The sequence below is a fragment of the Rhizobium acidisoli genome, from assembly GCF_002531755.2.
Classification (GTDB): Bacteria; Pseudomonadota; Alphaproteobacteria; order Rhizobiales; family Rhizobiaceae; genus Rhizobium; species Rhizobium acidisoli.
The window spans coordinates 4,439,148-4,457,080 of the sequence record NZ_CP034998.1; the positions used below are offsets into that span (position 1 = coordinate 4,439,148).

Sequence of the window (17,933 nt, forward strand, 5' to 3'; positions counted from 1 at the left end):
CCGGCAGGAGAATTCCCATGCGGCCTATGATGATGCTTCTGATGTCGCTCGTTGCCGTGTCCAGCCTTGTGCCTGCGTCCGCCTTTGCCGTCGACTGGACGAAATCCCTCGATTCCGGCGTTCAGCCGCTCTACCCCTACAAGGGCCTGCCCGGCGTCAAGGCGCAGCCGGACAAGAAAGAGGAAGAATCGTATAATTGCCGCACCGAAACCGTCCAGATCCGCCGCCGCTACGACGAGATCTTCCGCTCCGGCGGCATGCCGACGCTGATGTATGTCTGCGAACGCGACGGCTTCATCTCGATGGACGACAAGGTCCCGCTGCGCGGCCACTATCAGCCGGTGCGCTGAGGATCAATCAGGCTGACTGCTGCAATGCCGTGCTGTTGTGGTAGATCCGCGTCGATATAAGATTGGTCAGGGTCGCCGCCACCCGGTCGATATCGGCCTCGCTCATGTCGTGATAGCTCGGCAGATTGATCGCCCGCTCCGGAATGCTCCAGGCGTTGACGTTCTCCGGCCGGTCTTCGAACATGGAGAGACTGGAAAGCGGGTAGAAGAAGACGCGCGCATCGGTATTGGCTGCATCGAATGCCTGTTGCAGCATCTCGCGGGTGATGCCCGTCGACGGATGGAAGACGGCCGTCGGCATCCAGGCGCCGTTGACCGTGCCGGTATATTCCGGATTCATGGTGATGCCAGGCAGGGCCGAAAGCCGGATCATATAGGCGGCCAAGATTTCGCGCTTGCGGTTGATGAGGTCGTCGATACGCTCGAGTTGGGCGCAGCCGATCGCCGCCTGGATGTTGGACATCTTGTATTTGAAGCCGATCGCATCCGGCCAGAACTGCTTGGTCTGGCCACGCGCCCGGCCATGATTGCTGAGCGTCAGCACCTTTTCGTAAAGGGCGGCGTCGCTGGTGACGAACATGCCGCCTTCGCCTGTCGTCAGCGTCTTGGTGCCGTGGAAGGAGAAGGTGCCGAAAGTGCCCATCGAGCCGGCGCGCCAGCCGTGCCAGACTGAGCCGACCGCTTCGGCGGCATCTTCGATTACAGGAATGCCGGTGCGCCTGCCGATCTCCAGCAGCGCATCCATGTCGCAGAGGTTGCCGTAGAGATGCGTGGCGATGATCGCCTTGGTCTTCGGCGTGATATGGCGCTCGACCTCTTCTGGATCGATGCACCAGCTATCGGCAAGCACGTCGACAAAGACAGGGGTTGCACCGAGATGAACGATCGGCGAAACCGTCGCCACCCAGTTCGTATCGGCAAGGATCACTTCGTCGCCCACGCCCACGCCGAGGGCGGCAAGCCCCATATGCATGGCGCCGGTGCAGCTCGACGTCGCGATCGCAAAGCCACTCCCGAGATAGGTTTTGAAGTCGCTCTCGAAACGGTTGAGATAATCGTAGCAGCGCGCACCCCAGCCGTTGGCGGCGGCGTCTGCTGCGTAATCCGTCTCGAGCTGGGTGATGGATGGCTTGGTGTAGAAGATCCTGTTGCTCATGCCGCTACTTTTTCTGAATGAAAATGAGAAATGGTTAAATTTGGCGTCTGAACCTCGCCCGAGGCTACATGATGATGTGTCGGGCAAGGTCGTGTTCATGCAGCACGATGCCGGGGAGGTACCCAAGCGAGACGAAATAGTCGCGGTCGCTGCCGTCGGCGACAAAGACCGCTGTGGTTTCGATCGGATCGGCTCCGATTTCCGCAGTCACTTTGACGCCCGGCTTCAACCCGAGTTCGCGCATCAACCCCTCAAGTGCTGTAATTTCGCTGAAGCCGGCGAGCAGCAGCGTGTTGATGCCGATAGCGCCGTTCACCTCGCCGACAAGCGTTTGGATCGCCACCATCAGCGGCAGGCGGTCGCGGAAGGGTCGGATCTCGGGATGGTCGAGAATGCCACCCCAGACGATCCTGATATAGAGCTCATATGCCTTGAGGAAATTCTTGCGCAGCGCCCAGAAACGGAAGGCGACGGCCATGCGATTGAGGGTGAAGATCTTGCACATTTCTTCGTATTTGGAGCGCGTCTCCATGGTCAGCGCGATCGCACCGCGCTTGGCGCCGGTATAGAGGAAATATTCGAGCCCGGCGCGATAGCGGTCCCAGCTGGTCATAACCTCGTCGGTGCCGGCTTGCGGCCTGTCGCGAACGATCACCGTATTGGAAACCGAGCGATAGAACGGCCGCTTGAGGAAGCTGACGGCGCCCTGGTCGAGGAAATGGGCGAGGAAGGAGAACGGATAGAAGCAGAATTCCCTGGGAACCCAGGCTGAGCGGAGTGCGGAGGCGCGGTAGACAGCGATTTCGGGAAAGATGTGGCGTTCGTAGATGAACTGGAAGACCTCGGTGAAACTGCCCCGCGGAAACTTCACGTCATATTCGAGTTTAAAGAACTGCCCGAGATCAGTCTTGCCGACCTCGTCATAGAGGAACCATGGCGCCTGGGCTGCGGTCACATCGGGGTTCTGATCGAGGTAGGCGACTGTTTCGGCCACTGCATCGGGGATCAATATGTCGTCGTCGGCAAGGTAGATCAGATATTCTCCCTTGCCGAGGCGGAAGGCGCTGGCGAAATTCGGTCCTCCGCCGGCATTCTCATCGCGGCGGAAGTAGCGGATCGGCAGGCCGCGAGTGATGAATTCTTCGACGACCTGTTGCGTGCCGTCGGTCGACGCGTTGTCGCAGACAACGATCTCGAAGGGGAAATCGAACTTGTAGTCGTTTTCGCAATAGCTCAGGCAGTGACGCAGGAACGGCTCGCGATTGTAGGTCGGAATGCAGATGCTGAGTTTGATGCCGCTCAAGTGTGTGTCCCCCGGCTATAGTGTTCGAGCGCGGCGTCGCGCTCGCTGACGATGACAGGCGCGAATGGCCAGGCGATGCCGAACTCGGGGTCATCGTAACGAACGCCCATTGCGAGTTCGGCCACATAAACCTCCGACATCTGGTAGAAGAGTTCGCAATCGTCCTCGAGGGTGAGGAAGCCGTGGGCGCAGCCCGCCGGTATATAGAAGGCGTTGCGCCTTTCGCCGTCGAGTTCGACCGCCGCCCATTTGAGATAGGTTTTGGACGCCGGCCGCAGATCGAGTGCTACATCGAAGACGCGGCCGCGCACGGCCCGAACGAGCTTGGCCTCCGGCTTCGGATCGGCTTGATAGTGCATGCCGCGCAGCGTTCCGCGCTTGTGGTTCTGTGAGACATTGCACTGCGGATAGACCGAGGCGAGGCCGTGAGCGGTAAAAGTTTCGGCGCAGAAAGTTCGCGCAAACATCCCACGGTCGTCGACGCGTTCCTCGACGTCGATGACGAAGGCTCCTGCAACTGCGGTCGGCGCAAACCTCATTCGAGCACCGTCAATTGAGGCACGGCGACGGCGAAGCGGCCGCCCCAGCCGCCGACCTTGCTGTTGCCGGAAACAACCTCGTTCTTGATGTTCCAGGGTAGGATCAGCACGTAGTCGGGCTTGGTTTCTTCCATTTTCTCCGGCGCATAGATCGGCAGCCTGCTGCCCGGCAGGTAATGGCCCTGTTTGTGCGGGTTGCGATCGACGACATAATCGATGAGATCAGTGCCGACGCCGCAGAAGTTCAACAGCGTATTGCCCTTGGCGGCGGCGCCATAGGCGGCGACGCTCTTGCCGGCGCGCTTGGCTTGGTTGAGGAAGTCAAGCAGGCCGTACTTGATCGGCGCCACGTGGCTCTGAAAAGCCTCGTAGGTCTCCGTGCTGTCGAAGCCGGCGGCCTTTTCGTCGGCCCGCACCTTGGCAAGACCCAGGCCCGTGGCGTGGGCGGTCGATGCTGCGCGGCAGGCAAGGATGCGCAGGCTGCCGCCATGGGTCGGCAGTTCCTTCACATCGAAGACCTTCAGGCCGTGGGCGGCAAAGACCTTTTCGACGGCGAGCAGCGAAAGATAGTAGAAATGTTCGTGATAGACCGTGTCGAACTGGATGCTTTCCATCAGCCGCAGGAGATGCGGAAATTCGACGCTGACGACGCCGTTCGGCTTCAGCACAGCTGAAAGCCCGCCGACGAAGTCGTTGATGTCAGGCACATGGGCAAGCACGTTGTTGCCGATGACGATATCAGCAGCTTGTCCGCGGGAAACGAGATCGGCGGCCGTCGCCTTGCCGAAGAAACGCGCCTCCGTCGGCACGCCGATGCCGCGCGCGACTTCGGCGACATTTTCGGCCGGTTCGATGCCGAGCACCGGCACACCGGCCTCGACGAAATGCTTCAGCAGATAGCCGTCATTGCTCGCCACTTCGATGACCTGCGATGCTGGGCCGAGGCCGAAACGCTCGCGGGCCATGATGGTGAACCGGCGCGCATGCTCCACCCAGCTGTCGCTGTAGGAGGAGAAATAGGCATAGTGGCTGAAGATGTCCTCCGGCGGAACGAAGGCGTCGGCCTGCACCAGCCAGCACTCGGAACAGACGAAGGCGCGCAGCGGATAGGATGGCTCAGGCTGCTTCAGCTGCTCTTCCGTCAGATAGGCGTTGGCGAGTGGCGTCGAGCCCAGGTCGACAAAACGATGCTTCAACGGAGCGTTGCAAAACCGGCAATTGTGCGCTGTCATGATACTGCTTCCTCATATGCCGCGATCTGGCCGAGCGAAAAGGCGCGCATGTTTTCGCCCTCGCGATTGGCCTTGTACCAGGCGGCAGTCCAGTCGATGGTCTGTTGCAGGCTGAGCCGGGGGCGCCAGCCGATCGTGTCGAGCGCGAGCGTCGAACTCAGCGTCAGCGCCGGTGCTTCCGGCAGATGTTCGCCCGGCGCAAGCCGCCACACGTCTTCGACGCTGTGCGCGCGCCCGAGCGCTTCGGCGAGCTCGGAAACAGTTGCGAAGCTCTCGGGATGAGGGCCGAAATTCAAGGCATCCGGCAGATCCCGGCCCCACTCGTTCGTCAGCGCCTCGGCGAAGTTGAGATAACCGCCGAGCGGCTCCAGCACATGCTGCCAGGGGCGGATCGCCTCCGGATAACGCAGCATGATCGGCTCACCGCCTTCAAAGGCGCGGATGAAATCCGGGATCAGCCGGTCCTTTGACCAGTCGCCGCCACCGATGACATTGCCGGCACGGACGGTGGCGAGCCTGAGATTGTGCCCTTTGAAGAAACTGTCGCGGTAGCTCTGGCAGATGAGTTCGGTGCAGGCCTTGGAATTGCTGTAGGGGTCCTTGCCGCCGAGCGTATCGGTCTCGACGAAAGGTATGCCGCTGCCGCTATTTGCGTAGACCTTGTCCGATGTGATGACGAGCACGGTCTTGACGGAGGGCGTGTGTCTGACAGCGTCGAGAACATTTGCCGTTCCCATGACATTGGTCGAAAAGGTCTCGGCCGGGTTCTCATAGGAGCGTCGGACCAGTGCCTGTGCCGCCATGTGGATGACGATCTCCGGCTCGAACCGCCGGGAGAGCGCAAGCAGCGCCTCGGCGTCGCGGATGTCCACGATATGGTGGCCGCGATCATCCCAGGGAGCGAGCCTCTGATAGAGCGACGGTTCGGTCTCGGGCGCTAGCGACACCGCGGCGACATCGGCGCCGAGCCGTTCCAACCAGAGGGAAAGCCATGACCCCTTGAAGCCGGTATGTCCGGTCAGGAAAACCCGCCGCCCTTTCCAGAATTCCGTCAGGCCCATAGTTTCCACGGCGCCTTTCCGGAGTTCCAGAGTTCTTCCAGATGGTTGCGCTCGCGCAACGTATCCATCGGCTGCCAGAAGCCGTCATGCTTGAAGGCGGCAAGCTGGTTGTTGGCGGCAAGCCACTCCAGCGGCCCGGCTTCCCAGATCGTGTCGTCGCTTGGGATGAGATCGACCACGGAAGGGTCGAGCACGAAGAAGCCGCCGTTGATACGCTGGCCGTCACCTCTCGGTTTCTCCACGAAGGAGGTGATGTACTGGCCCTCGATATTCGTGGCGCCGTAACGTCCGGGCGGGGTAACCGCGCACATCGTCGCCTTGAGGCCATGGCTGCGATGGAAGGCGACTTCGGCAGCGATGTCGATGTCGCCGACGCCGTCGCCATAGGTCATGCAGAAGGGTTCGCCGGGGGTCAGATGATCGCGAACGCGCCCGATACGGCCGCCGGTCATCGAGCTCACGCCGGTATCGACCACGGTGACGCGCCAGTTCGGGCGCTTGCCGCCGTGATAATCGATGCTGTTTGCGGCAAGATCGACGGTGACGTCGCTATGGTGCAGAACAAGGTTTACGAAGTATTCCTTGATCATATAGCCCTTGTAGCCGGCGCAGATGATGAAATCATTGAGCCCGTGATGGGCATAGATGTTCATGATGTGCCAGAGGATCGGCATGCCGCCGACTTCGACCAGAGGCTTGGGACGGATACTGGTTTCCTCGGCAAGACGAGAGCCAAGACCACCGGCGAGAATTACGACTTTCATCCCAAGCGAACTCCAGAGTGTATAGTCAAGCTTCCGGTCCGTCTTGCTAGCCACCCGGGCTCTCGACAGGCGGAACGGCCGTATGTTCATTCTTGTCCCGGTATCCGATTTCGTTCTTGTGCGAGGCTTACCCGGGTCTCGGGAGCTGGATTTGCGTTGAAAACCGGCCTCTTCGAGTTGCTTCAGGAGCCGCTTCGGACGACCTCGACACGATAGCAGTATAAGTTGTCATTACTGCCTTCGCCTTTTTCCCCCATGTCCCAGCGGGCTTCGCCGTTGTTGACCGATTTGTTTAGGGGATATTTTTCCCAGAGGCCGAAACCCATCGCCCTGTTCAGCATGATTGCTGCGGCATTGGTGGTCAGGACATAGCCATAGACGGTCTCGACATCGGTCTTTTCGAACAGCCAGTCGATCAGCGCTCTACCGGCGACTTGAAGCAGTTTCGGGTGTCCGCCGCGCTCGCCGCGCATGGCGTTGTCGAGCAGCACATCGTGATCCGTCAGGTTCTTGAAGCCGAAATGACCAATCAGTTGGTCGGACGAGTAGATCAGGAACATCAACTGCGTCGGGTTTCTGAAGACGACGTTGGCAAGCCAGTTCCTCGTCCGTTCGATCGTCGCGGTAAAATGCGTCAGGAAAAAACTCATATTGGCGTTGCGCCAATCGGTCAGCTTCCCGATGATGCCGTCATCGTCGAGATGTTTGACGGTCAACGGAACCAGCCTGCCGATCGAAGCACCGTTCCCGTCGACGAGATTGATGATATCGGAGACCTTATCGTGCACGATGTCGTGGATATATTGCTGCACCTGGTTCATCGGGTCGCGCTCCCAGTCACTCGAAATGTTCCGGCAGGATCATCTCGTCGACTTCGATATCGACCTTCAGCCGCTTGCCGATGACCGTGTCGATGGCGGTCGGAGGAATGCCCGTTCCTGGCCGCTTCGCGTCGAGATCAGCCGCTTCGATGATGCTGCCGGCCTTTAAAGAGCGGGCGGTGATGACGCTGCGGCGCATCTTAGGGATTTGATCCCGCTCGGAAGAGTCGAGGATCCGTCCCGTGCCACCAAGTGCCGCATGCACCTTATGGCATGCCTCGATCATCGCCTTCATTTCCCCGGGCTCGGTCGCCATTTGATTGTCCATTCCGATGCGCGAGCTATCGAGGGTGAAGTGTTTTTCGATGACACAGGCGCCGAGCGCGATCGATGCGGCAGGGATCTCAATGCCGGTGCTATGGTCAGAATAGCCGATAGGATAGGCGGCAAATTCGCTGCGAAGGCCAAGAATGTTCTGGAGGCGGATGGTTTCCGGCGGAGCCGGATAGACGGAGGTGCAATGCAGAATGATGATCTGCCGGTTGCCGGTCTCTTCAATGGCCTCGACCGCGCGGATGATTTCCTCCAGCGTGCCCATGCCGGTCGAGAGCACGAGCGGCGCGCCGAGGCTGCCGAGATAGCGGAGATAGGGCAGGTTGTTCAGCTCCATCGAGGCGATCTTGATGAAGGGAACCTCGCAGCGCTTCACCAGGAACTCCGCCTCATGGCGCGAATAGGGCGTCGAGGCGAAATCGATACTCATTTCCCGGCAATAGGCCGCAAGTTCTTCAAGCTTCGCATCGGCAAGGGAGAACTTGTTGACGATGCGCTTGGCGATCGCGTTTTCCCGGTAATAGCCGGCGGAATAGAGGGACTCCGTGCTCCAGGACTGGAATTTTACGCAATCGCACCCGGCCTCTTTCGCCTGGTAGATCATTGATCGCGCCGTCGCTACGTCGCCGAAGTGGCTCGTGTTCAGCTCGGCGATGATGTAGGGCACGAGATAATCACCGATCAGCCGGCCGTTGCGGAGTGTAACAGTTGCCATGATGTTCGTTGCCTATTGGTCGATGGGCTCGATGACCATTTCCGAAAGGAAAAGATCGCGGTCGAGGAACGGGGCCTGATCCTCCAGCGGACGGCGCACGAAACGCCGGTCGATCTCGCTGCGTGTCTGCCCGAGCTCGATATATTCCTGATCCTCGCGGCCCATGATCTCGCAGAGTACAGGCCGCTCACGGGCCAGAAGATCCTGAAGGCCGCTCCGCAGCTGATCCGGAGTGTCGATCCTGATGTAATCCAGATCGAAGCAGGATGCGACTTTCGAGAAATCGGGCGCGCTGACGCCATTGGCGGGGTCGACCCCGATCACGCGCTTCCGGAACAGCTCCTGCTGGCGTCGGCGGATGATCGAATAGACATTGTTATTGATGACGATGATCTTGATAGGCAGGCCGTGGTAGCGGATCGTCTCCAGCTCCTGCAGGTTCATCATGATCGAGCCATCGCCGATGACGGCGATAACGGGCTGCGGTTTTGCGTGGTAGGCGCCGATCGATGCGGGCAGAGCAAAGCCCATGGCGCCCTGCATGGCCGGATGCACCGAGGTCATGCCGTCGGAGAATTTGATGTTGGTCGGCAGGATGACTTCGTTCAATCCGGAGTCGGTCACAAGCGTCGACGACGGGGGCATCAGTTCGGTCAGGCATTCCGCCAGTTCGTAGAGGTCGACCCGCTCCGCATGGCGGAAAGCGGGCTCGACACCTGAGAAGATCGCCTTCCAGTGCTGGCACTTGGCCATCCACGCCGCATCCGCAGGCTTGCTGTCGGCGGCGTTGATCCGTTCGAGGAAGTCGGCGAGTTCGGCATGGATGAACTTATCGATCTTCACCGTGTCCTTGCTGTGTTCGAGCTCATCGATATCGACGATAATAGTTTTTGCCGCCCGGGCAAATTTGCAAAAATCCGGTCCTGTCGTCAGCGACGTCAGCCGGCAGCCGAGAACGAGCAACAGATCGGCATTCTGCACCGCGAAGCTGCCGGCACGCGAACATCCCATCGAACCGACGGAGCCGATAGACAAGGTATTGCCGCTGCCATAGACGTCGGGGGCGGAGGCGGCGAAGGTCACCGGAATGTTCCAGCGCTTGACGAACTGCCGGAAGGCCGCCTCGGCGCCGCTGGAGCGCAGGCCGCTGCCGATCATGATGACGGGACGTTTGGCCGCCGACAAGGCCTGGACGACGCTATTGATATTCTCGGCCGTTGCCGTCGGCAGCACGGGCGTGGGCCTCGGCTGGGCGATGGTTTCTGGTTCGATCTGGGCGCTCTGCAGATCGAGCGGCACGTCGATCCAGACGGGACCTTTCCGGCCGGTATTTGCGAGCGTCAGCGCCATGTCCATGGCTTCGACGATCTCTTCGGCAGATGTGATCATTTTGGCATATTTTGTGATCGGCTGAACGATCGAGATGATATCGGCCTCCTGCTGGCCGTAGGTGCGTAGCGGAATACCGGTATATCGGCTGGTTTCCTTCAGCGTGTTCTGGCCGGAGATGAAAATGCAGGGAATGCCGTCCTGCCAGGCCGACAGCACGCCCGTGATCGTATTGGTCGAGGCGCAGCCCGTGGAGGTGAGGCAAGCGCCGAGCCCACCGGTCTGATGGGCATAGGCCGCGGCCGCGAAAGAAGCCGACTGTTCGTGATGGACGGAAATGGCCTTCAGGTCGGCATGTTTTGCCAGCGCGTCGGTGAGGAACAGGGCACCTCGTCCGGTCACGAGGAATACATGTCCGATCCCCGCCTGGGCGAGACGCTGCATTATGTAGTCGGCAACTCTCATCGATCGTCTATCTCACGAGCTTTTAGGCTTGAAGCGATCCAGGACGGCGGGCACCGCCACGATGAAATCGCCGCTGCAGGCAGGCTCGCCGTTGACCGTGCTCTGGACCGAACCGATCGCGATGCCGCGCTTGAAGGAGGTGAGCACCGCGTCGATCTTCAACACGTCGCCCGGAACGACCTTGCGCTTGAATTTCACATTGTTGAGCGAGACGAAATTGGTCTTCATGCCCTTATATTCCTCCATGCAGAGGAAGGTCATAATGAAGGTCTGCGTCAGCGATTCGATCTGAATGAAGCCCGGCACATTCGGCTCATCGTCGAAATGGCCGGGGAAAAACCATTCATTATAGGTGAAGCACTTCACCGCGGAGGCGCTTTTGCCGGGATCGACTGCGGTGATGCGATCGATCAGCAAAACCGGATATCGATTTCTCTGATGGCTGATGATGCCGTTGATGTCGAAGGCGACGGCGTTCGGTTCGTCGCTCATGCAGCCTTCTCGATGCTCACATTGTACTTCGCGAGAATCTCTTGTCCCGCTTCGTAGCTCGAGAATTCGATGATATCGTCGATGTCCATCTCAATCCCGAAAGCCTCTTCGAGAGCGGCCATCAGCGCCATGTGACCAACGCTGTCCCAGGCCTGTGCTTCCTGGTAGCGCAGGTTTGTCAGGTCCTTGGCGTCAAGCATGAAGGTCTCGGTGAAAGCCGTCTGGTATTTCTCGCGGTTGCTCATTGTCTGATGTCCTCACTCAATGTCTAAGACGTCCAAATCGCAGTGCTGCGCCGGAACATGAACACCGACAATGCCGCGCTGTCCTTGCGCTAGGCTGTACTGACGATCCGGGAAAGCTCCTGGACGAGATTGTAGCCGTCCCAGATGGCGCCCATGTCGAGCGCTTTGCCGACTGGCACGACGCGGTCGATACCTGTCAGCCCCTCGTCGATGATGAAGCGCACCAGCGAGTCGCGGTCGATGCCGAAGCAGGTCAGCGTCTGGTAGCGTTCGCCGACGATCTCGGCGAAACAGCCGAGATCTTCCGTCACATATTCGTAGAAGAAACCGTATTGGCCGCGGTGCTGTTCGATATCGGTCGGCAGGCCGTTCAGGCTGACGCGATAGATCAGGTTGTCGTGCCGTATGCTGCCGCTCGCCTGCGGCAGCATATTCGCCGTCCGGCAGAGATTGACGAATTTATCGACGGCATGGATCGGTGCGATCTCATAACGCTGCTTGAGATGCGCTGCCATGGCCGACCAGAAACGGTTCTGCGCCTGCCCTGCCTGCTCGTGGTTGCCTCGCCAGATCACCAGATGCGGTGAAGAGCAGGCGTTCTGGTCGAGAAGAAACACGTCGTTGAAAAAGCCTCTGACGAGTTCCGTCATCGCTTGGCCATCGGCGCCAAGCACGGCTTCGGCCTGCATCAGGCAGAAGGAATAGCGGTCGGCAAAGGCGATATCGACGCTGCGTGGATGCGCGGGCAGTTTCCTGAGATGCGTGATCGTCGCATCGCCACCCCACAACATGCGCGCCTGGCAATGTACCGACAGGGCTCCGGTGATTCCATCGCTGCGCGGATATTTTATGAGCCGGTTCATCGCCGCCAGCCGGCTATGCGTGGGCATGGCAAAGAGCCTAGCGATCTCGTCGCAGATCACCTCGACCTGCGGAAAATCCCGTTCCGGAATGCGTACGATATTGGCGTTGCCGGCAAGCAGTCCGAAGGCGAAGGAAAAGGCAAAATTGACGGGCACGTTGGCCGGCGCAATATGCAGTACGAGACCGCGCCCGAGACGCGGATGTTGCGTGCCGAATTCGCGCGCGAGTTTGGTGAGGTTTGCTGCCCGGCACCAATAGCCGAATGCCGCAATGTCGGGATACTGGCGTGCGGCCGGCAGCGCCAGCAGTGCCTTCGAAAGTGCAGCCAGAAATTCCGTCGCCTGGACAGAATAGGGCGGCAGCGGCTTGCATTCCAACGTGTTGAGCGGGCCGCCGACGCGAAGGATGACGGGCAATTCAGGAATGTTTTTCATAGGTGTCGCTGCAGCCTCTGACTTCGGCCTTGGCGACGCGTCCGGCCACCGTGAAATATTTGCCACGCCGCCCGCACCGGCAATCATCTTCACCCTCGATCCTGCCGATGTCCTCGGTCAGGAGCGCATGTCCGGGATAGCTGCGCGGAATGAGGGACATGACCTCGATCAGCCCCGTCTTTCCGGCTTCGAGGGCCTGGAAATTCGAAGGATCGCGAATGATGACATCGGCATAGATCGGCGCATGCAGATGCCCCTCTTCGCATTCGAGGAAGATCGATCCGGTCTGTTCGACCATGCCGTAATAATTGACAACGCGGGCGATTCCCGCGCATTCGGCCATCGCCGCCCGGAACTCGGCATTTCCAACCGCCTGATCCTGCAGCTTCTTCCATCCGCCGCCGTGCAACAGAATACCCTTGTCGATCGGTAGGCGTTTGCCCATCGCCTTCAGAGGCGTGTAGAAATGCTGCCAGATCATGAAGGTGAAACCGAACAGGAAGATCGGCTGGTCGGAATGCCGTTCGAGGAACGCTTCAACGGCTGGTATGTCGAGCTTCATGTCGTCGTCGAGAGCGTAGGTGACATCCTGCCCGAAGAGGGAGAAACCGAGGATGCCGGCGCCCCGCGCCGAGAAGGCGTTGCGGTTGCGCAGCACGCTCGGCGAATCGATCACCAGCATCGGCAGGCGCTTCCTGCCGAGCACTTCGCCCATCAGCCGGGCGAGTACCTTGCTTTGAAGGGCGGCCGTTTCCTTGTCGAGATAGATGCGCGACACCTGCTGGCCGCTGGTGCCCGACGAGGTCATCATCTTGAAAACCTGGTCCTTCCCGATGCTCATCAGATCCAGTTCCTTGAACAGTCGAACCGGAATGAAGGGAACGTCCTCCAGCGCCTCCACCGGCGTGTGCTCGGCGACGAGGTCGAGAATACGGCCATATTCCGCGCAATGATCGCGATGCCATTCGGTCAGATCGCGCATGGCCTCGGTCAGTGCGCCCGATTTTTCCGCCGCGTTCATCGAGTAGGGCTCGCGATCGAGCCAATGGGAATGGTCAAACCCGGTCATGCGAGGGCATCCCCTGCAAGTGATTTCAGCTTGTTATACTGGACTTTGCCGGCATCACTCCGTGGCAGCTCGGCGACGGCATAGACACGGATCGCCTTCGGGCTGATTTTCAAATCCGAAACAAGTTTGGTTTTGATGAGCTTGCCAGCCTCGGTCGAGCCTTGAGGGAGATAGACCTCCAGCTGGTCGTCCTGGCCGCCGCAGACGACGGCGTGGCCCGCCGCCAGCAACTGCGCCTCGACATCCTGCAGGTTGATGCGATGGCCGAACATTTTGAGGAAACGCTTCAGCCGGCCGACGATATAATAATCGCCGTCTGTATCCCGCCGCGCGACATCGCCCGTGCGCAATACACCGCCTCGCTCATCGCCGAGCGCCAGATCCTGATAGCCCTCGGCATATCCCATCGAGACGTTGCGGCCGCGATACAACAGTTCGCCTGCTCTATCGCTGCCCTCTATCTCCCGCCCATGCTCGTCTTCCAGCCAGAAGGCCCCGCCGGGGATCGGCCGTCCGATGCTGCCGGCCTTTTCGATCGCCTTGTCGGGAGAAAGATAGGACATGCGAGCGGTCGCTTCCGTCTGCCCATACATGCTGAAATAGCGTATGCCCTTGTTCTTGCAGAGTTCGGCAAACTCCCGCGTCAGTTCGGGCTCCATCCGCGCGCCCGCCTGCGTCAGGCTCCTGAGGCTCGGAAGGTCCATCGAAGCGAAGCGCAGTTTCTTCAGCATCTCGTAATGATAGGGGACGCCGCCGAAACTCGTGGCCTTTGAAGACTTGAGAAAATCCCAAAACCCTCGGTCGAAGAAGGTCTTGTTGGTCAGCGCAATCGTGGCTCCCGCCAGAAAATGACTATGGATGATGGAAAGGCCGTAGGAATAACTCGGCGGCAGCGTGGTGATCGGCCGCTCGTCGGCTGTCAAGCCGAGGTATTTGCCGATCGCTTCGGCATTAGCGAGAATATTCTCATGCGAAAGCCGCACGAATTTCGGTGTTCCCGTGCTCCCCGAAGTGCTGAGCAGCAGCGCCAGCGAATCGTCGATCGCATAGACCTCATCTCTTTCGGCGGAAACGAGGCTGTATCCCATATGAGACAGCCGCACGTGGCCGCCGCTAAATTCAGCGACCCGATTGTCCGGCAGCCATGCGAAGGCAGGGCGATAGGCCGACACCAGATTCTGAAACTGCGCCGTCGGCAGGCCGGTGCCGAGCATCAGCGGAACGGCATCGACCTTGAGCAGGCTGAGATAGCCTAGCAATCCGCCCGGTTCGTTCTCGCACATGCAGAAGACGAGACGTCGTCGAGTGTCCTGAAAGGCAGGTCGCTCGCTGAAATCAAGCAGGCGGGAAGTGGGAATGCTCATTCCGTCGTCACATTCGAACAGAATGTGATCGATATCGGATGAAACGGCGTCCGACAACCGGATTGAATTTACAATGGATGATACCATCGAGACTTGGCTCTGGAATTGCTCTTAGCGTGTTTCACACATTTGCAATGCGCTGACATCCATCGCCAGGCCTCCTCGCGAACCACCTGATCTCGAGGAAAGAGATGACGCCAACGATTCCGGAATGGTCGAATCAGTTGAGGTCCTGTCAGCCCTTATAATATGTCCGGGGCGTGATGCCAAAGGTGGTGAGTGCCGGACCCTGCCGACAATCTCGGGAAGTTGGCTTAAGGACATCTGGAAAGCGCATTCCGCCTTGCCCGGCACGCTTCTTGCATTGTTACTAATATTCTAACTCTTGGGGAGAAAGTGACATGCAATGGAACACATCGGCGGATTTTGCGCCTCTCGTTCTCTTTCTCGGCGACCGGCACAAGCGCAAGATCGTCCGGACGCTCCGAGACGCCGCTGAAGTTCTGATGACCGACTGGCCGTTTGAGGATGGAGAGGAATATGTCGCGGCGGTGAAGGCGTGCGCCGATGCCGTCATGGGGCAGGCTGGGATGAATGAACTCAGGGAATTGCTTCTGAGCGCCGCCAGAGAAGCCGGCATGGGGGTTTTGACCGTAATTTCCGATAGTGGGAAGGCGCCGGCCGAAATGGCCGCATGAAGGCCATCAACCACGCCACCATGTGCCGGCCAAAGCGGCGCTGACGCACGAGATGCGCATGCTGCGAACCGCCCGATAGGGGAAAGCTCCGCTGATGGCTCCCGCAGCATACCGGTCCGGCGGTCGCGTGCTGTCGACAAATGCACACGCCGCCAGAAAAACCTCACTTCGGAATCCCGAAATTCCCCCGCTTCGGGATTCCGAAATGCGCTGGGTTTTGCGAGGTGTCGTCGTCGGGAAACATCGAATGATTTCAAGCCCACAACCAATTTCGGGATTCCGAGGTGCTATATAGATTATGGTAGGGAGCTCCGGTGATCGCCGCCAGTTCTGGTCCCGAAGGGGCGGTTAGGTCTTGAGATCAAGCTGGAGCGGAGTGCCGGTTGCTTCGGCGACTTTAGGCTTCCGATTTTTTGCCGCACGGCGCGGTGGCTTTGTGTTCTTCGGCAGAGTGTCGGAGCCGAGCTCGTCTGGCTCGGAACCGACCAGCAGCGGATAGGCAGCAAGGACCGCCGCCGTCGGGGGTTCATCAACGAGCTGTTTGGGCGGAGGCATCTCAATGGCCAGCTGGGCGACTGGCGCCTCGCGCGCCTTTGAAGGCTCGGGGGTGCTGGCTACGGATGTGGCATATCGGATCATTACAAGACTCCATTGTGTTCGCTTTATGTTCCATTCAACAACGAGCAAGTCAATGGCGGCTGGCTATCGGCGACCGAAATAGGCGCCAATATGGATTTGGAAAGTCCTTGGAATGGAGCAGACAAGCCTCGAACGCATTGTTGCAGGCCTTTTCCGCAGGCACAAAATGCGTAAATTTTGGAAAGGCTTAACTCCTTGATCCGGTAATGATCAAGAATGGAATGGTGCCCAGAAGAGGACTCGAACCTCCACACCCTTTCGGGTACCAGCACCTGAAGCTGGCGCGTCTACCAATTCCGCCATCTGGGCGACGGAGAGCGATGTAAGGGGGCAGCTCCTGACTGTCAACCGGGTTTTTGAAGTTTTTCTGACAGTTGGCGAAAAACAGTCGGTCACGTCGGAGAGAGTGGCCGGAGAGCAGCGTAGCGCTTCGCTCGGGGGCGCCCTATATAAAGGAAATATCGAAAGGAATGCTTCATGCACTCTTCCCGCACGCTTCTGCTCGCCGGTCTTTTAGCCCTTCTTGCGCCAGCTGTGGCCGGCGCTGATTCGCTGAAGCTGGGCAAGCCGGGGGTCGGGCCGCTCAACACCGGATCGACGCTCTGCGATTTTCGCGGCTGTTTCGGTTTCGGGCCGCAGCAATGGCATCGCCCCGCCTATCTCCAGCCGAATTACCGGCCGCGCGGCGCGGGGCCGACCTATTATCAACCGGGGGCTGCCGGGCGGCCGCAGCTGACCTATGATCCGCCGCCGGTGCGCCGGGTACAGCCGAACGCTCCGAACAAGCATATCGCCTGGTGCACCAATGAATACCGCTCCTACAATCCGAGGACGGATCATTTCCTCACCTATGAAGGCGTCTACAGGGTCTGCCGCTCGCCCTATCGCTGAGGCTGCGGTCAGCTTTCCAGCGAGGCGCGGTCGACATGGCCGAGATCGTGGCCGGGCTCGATGATGTCGCGGACCCGCTGCTTCAGCTCCTTCGGCCCGGGAAAGCCGCCGTCGCGCTTGCGTTCCCAGATCAGATCACCATTGACGCGGATCTCGAAATTTCCGCCGGTGCCGGGGATCAGCGCCACTTCGCCGAGACTGTCGGAAAAGGTATGCAGCAGCTCCTGCGCCATCCAGGCGGCGCGCAGCAGCCAGTTGCACTGGGTGCAGTAGAGGATCGAGACGCGGGCTTTTTCGGTCATGGCGATTTCCTTTCGTTCGCGTGGATTTAAGCCCTTGCGGCGTGCTCACGCAATGGCGCGCAAGCATCTTGCGCGTCGCCCGCCGGCATGGTCTCTTCCATCGTCGGTCATGCCGGGGAGAACCCATGCGAGTCGCAGTCGTCGAAAATATGCGCAATACCGGTCTTGGCGCGCTTGCCAGAGCACTCGACGAGGCGGGAGCTCATATCGAGTGGTTTCGCGTCTGGCAGGACGGCATCCTGCCGCGGGATATCGTCGGTCATGACGCACTGGTCGTTCTCGGCGGCGAGCAGAGCGCGCTGGATGACGAGACGCATCCCTACCTGCCGGAACTCGCTCAGCTTTCGCGCCGCTTCGGTGATGCCGGCAAGCCCGTGCTCGGCATCTGCCTCGGCAGCCAGATCCTTGCCCGCGCCTATGGTGCGGACAATCATCTCGGCACCGCCCGCGAATTCGGCTGGCACAAGATCGGCGTCACCGCCGAGGGCCGGGCCGATCCGGTGCTGTCGGCGCTTGGCGATGAATTCACCATCTTCGAATGGCATGCCGATACGTTTTCTTTGCCTGAAGGTGCTGTGCGCTTGGCGACGAGCCCGGTCGCCGAGAACCAGGCTTTTCGCATCGGCCGCGCCGTCTATGGCACCCAGTTCCATTTCGAGGCCGATAGGGCGGTCGTCGAACAATGGAAGGCCGAATTCCCCGCTACGATCGAGCGCATTGCCCCCGGCTGGCTGGAGAACCATGCCGAACTCGCGGCAAGACATGGCGGTGCCGCCGATGCCGCGGGCCTTGCCATCGCCCACGCCTGGGTCGGCCTGATCGAGCCGGAAGAGATCCGGTTGCGGTCGCAAGTTTCCGCTTAGGGGC

General features: G+C 59.8%; 20 protein-coding genes and 1 tRNA gene. 4 read left to right on the forward strand and 17 right to left on the reverse strand.

Annotated features, from left to right (window positions below; translation table 11 throughout):
• Positions 1–17 precede the first annotated feature (17 nt).
• Complete coding sequence (locus CO657_RS21575; RefSeq protein WP_054182137.1) at positions 18–350, forward strand: hypothetical protein; 333 nt, start codon at positions 18–20, stop codon at positions 348–350.
• Between the two features lie 7 nt (positions 351–357).
• Here the strand turns inward: CO657_RS21575 and CO657_RS21580 are convergent, their stop codons facing one another.
• From CO657_RS21580 to CO657_RS21645, 14 genes are all read right to left on the reverse strand, one after another.
• Positions 358–1,506, reverse strand: a complete 1,149-nt coding sequence (locus tag CO657_RS21580; protein WP_054182136.1) for a DegT/DnrJ/EryC1/StrS family aminotransferase — start codon at positions 1,504–1,506, stop codon at positions 358–360.
• Positions 1,507–1,570: 64 nt separating this feature from the next.
• Positions 1,571–2,809 (reverse strand): glycosyltransferase family A protein, encoded by a 1,239-nt coding sequence (locus CO657_RS21585; RefSeq protein ID WP_054182135.1) that lies wholly within the window; start codon positions 2,807–2,809, stop codon positions 1,571–1,573.
• Positions 2,806–3,348 (reverse strand): dTDP-4-dehydrorhamnose 3,5-epimerase, encoded by a 543-nt coding sequence (rfbC, locus tag CO657_RS21590; RefSeq protein ID WP_054182134.1) that lies wholly within the window; start codon positions 3,346–3,348, stop codon positions 2,806–2,808. Before rfbC ends, CO657_RS21585 begins: the two co-directional genes overlap by 4 nt.
• On the reverse strand, positions 3,345–4,580 hold the full coding sequence (locus CO657_RS21595; RefSeq protein WP_054182133.1) for a class I SAM-dependent methyltransferase: 1,236 nt from the start codon (positions 4,578–4,580) through the stop codon (positions 3,345–3,347). The genes rfbC and CO657_RS21595 overlap by 4 nt, the downstream gene beginning before the upstream one ends.
• The gene (gene rfbG, locus CO657_RS21600; RefSeq protein ID WP_054182132.1) at positions 4,577–5,641 is read right to left on the reverse strand and encodes a CDP-glucose 4,6-dehydratase; all 1,065 of its coding nucleotides are present in this window, start codon (positions 5,639–5,641) and stop codon (positions 4,577–4,579) included. Before rfbG ends, CO657_RS21595 begins: the two co-directional genes overlap by 4 nt.
• On the reverse strand, positions 5,632–6,405 hold the full coding sequence (gene rfbF / locus CO657_RS21605; RefSeq protein WP_054182131.1) for a glucose-1-phosphate cytidylyltransferase: 774 nt from the start codon (positions 6,403–6,405) through the stop codon (positions 5,632–5,634). Before rfbF ends, rfbG begins: the two co-directional genes overlap by 10 nt.
• A 182-nt stretch (positions 6,406–6,587) precedes the next feature.
• On the reverse strand, positions 6,588–7,226 hold the full coding sequence (locus tag CO657_RS21610) for a GNAT family N-acetyltransferase (RefSeq protein ID WP_054182130.1): 639 nt from the start codon (positions 7,224–7,226) through the stop codon (positions 6,588–6,590).
• 16 nt (positions 7,227–7,242) lie between these two features.
• Positions 7,243–8,274, reverse strand: a complete 1,032-nt coding sequence (locus CO657_RS21615) for an N-acetylneuraminate synthase family protein (RefSeq protein ID WP_054182129.1) — start codon at positions 8,272–8,274, stop codon at positions 7,243–7,245.
• A gap of 12 nt (positions 8,275–8,286) precedes the next feature.
• Complete coding sequence (locus tag CO657_RS21620) at positions 8,287–10,068, reverse strand: thiamine pyrophosphate-binding protein (RefSeq protein ID WP_054182128.1); 1,782 nt, start codon at positions 10,066–10,068, stop codon at positions 8,287–8,289.
• Positions 10,069–10,080: 12 nt separating this feature from the next.
• Entirely contained in the window at positions 10,081–10,560 is a 480-nt protein-coding gene (gene fabZ, locus CO657_RS21625; RefSeq protein ID WP_054182127.1) for a 3-hydroxyacyl-ACP dehydratase FabZ, read from the reverse strand.
• Entirely contained in the window at positions 10,557–10,805 is a 249-nt protein-coding gene (locus CO657_RS21630; protein ID WP_054182126.1) for an acyl carrier protein, read from the reverse strand. The genes fabZ and CO657_RS21630 overlap by 4 nt, the downstream gene beginning before the upstream one ends.
• Positions 10,806–10,894: 89 nt before the next feature.
• Positions 10,895–12,103, reverse strand: coding sequence for an acyl-CoA reductase (locus CO657_RS21635; RefSeq protein WP_063856429.1), 1,209 nt, complete (start codon positions 12,101–12,103; stop codon positions 10,895–10,897).
• Positions 12,087–13,172 carry a LuxE/PaaK family acyltransferase gene (locus tag CO657_RS21640; protein ID WP_054182124.1) on the reverse strand — a complete coding sequence of 362 codons (1,086 nt, stop codon included), beginning with the start codon at positions 13,170–13,172 and terminating at the stop codon, positions 12,087–12,089. Before CO657_RS21640 ends, CO657_RS21635 begins: the two co-directional genes overlap by 17 nt.
• Positions 13,169–14,536 carry an AMP-binding protein gene (locus tag CO657_RS21645; protein WP_063856430.1) on the reverse strand — a complete coding sequence of 456 codons (1,368 nt, stop codon included), beginning with the start codon at positions 14,534–14,536 and terminating at the stop codon, positions 13,169–13,171. Before CO657_RS21645 ends, CO657_RS21640 begins: the two co-directional genes overlap by 4 nt.
• Before the next feature lie 401 nt (positions 14,537–14,937).
• Here CO657_RS21645 and CO657_RS21650 point away from each other — a divergent pair, with 401 nt between their 5' ends.
• Positions 14,938–15,234, forward strand: coding sequence for a DUF982 domain-containing protein (locus CO657_RS21650; RefSeq protein WP_054182122.1), 297 nt, complete (start codon positions 14,938–14,940; stop codon positions 15,232–15,234).
• Positions 15,235–15,582: 348 nt separating this feature from the next.
• Here the strand turns inward: CO657_RS21650 and CO657_RS21655 are convergent, their stop codons facing one another.
• Both CO657_RS21655 and CO657_RS21660 read right to left on the reverse strand, forming a co-directional pair.
• Entirely contained in the window at positions 15,583–15,873 is a 291-nt protein-coding gene (locus CO657_RS21655) for a hypothetical protein (protein WP_054182121.1), read from the reverse strand.
• A 222-nt stretch (positions 15,874–16,095) separates the two neighbouring features.
• A tRNA-Leu gene (locus CO657_RS21660) sits at positions 16,096–16,182 on the reverse strand.
• 168 nt (positions 16,183–16,350) lie between these two features.
• On the opposite strand from CO657_RS21660, the gene CO657_RS21665 reads away from it, so the two are divergent.
• A complete protein-coding gene (locus CO657_RS21665) occupies positions 16,351–16,764 on the forward strand; it encodes a BA14K family protein (protein ID WP_054182120.1) in 414 nt (137 codons plus the stop codon).
• 8 nt (positions 16,765–16,772) lie between these two features.
• Here CO657_RS21665 and CO657_RS21670 read toward each other — a convergent pair whose 3' ends face one another.
• Positions 16,773–17,066, reverse strand: coding sequence for an Rdx family protein (locus tag CO657_RS21670; protein ID WP_054182119.1), 294 nt, complete (start codon positions 17,064–17,066; stop codon positions 16,773–16,775).
• 125 nt (positions 17,067–17,191) lie between these two features.
• On the opposite strand from CO657_RS21670, the gene CO657_RS21675 reads away from it, so the two are divergent.
• A complete protein-coding gene (locus CO657_RS21675; protein ID WP_054182118.1) occupies positions 17,192–17,929 on the forward strand; it encodes a type 1 glutamine amidotransferase in 738 nt (245 codons plus the stop codon).
• Positions 17,930–17,933 lie beyond the last annotated feature (4 nt).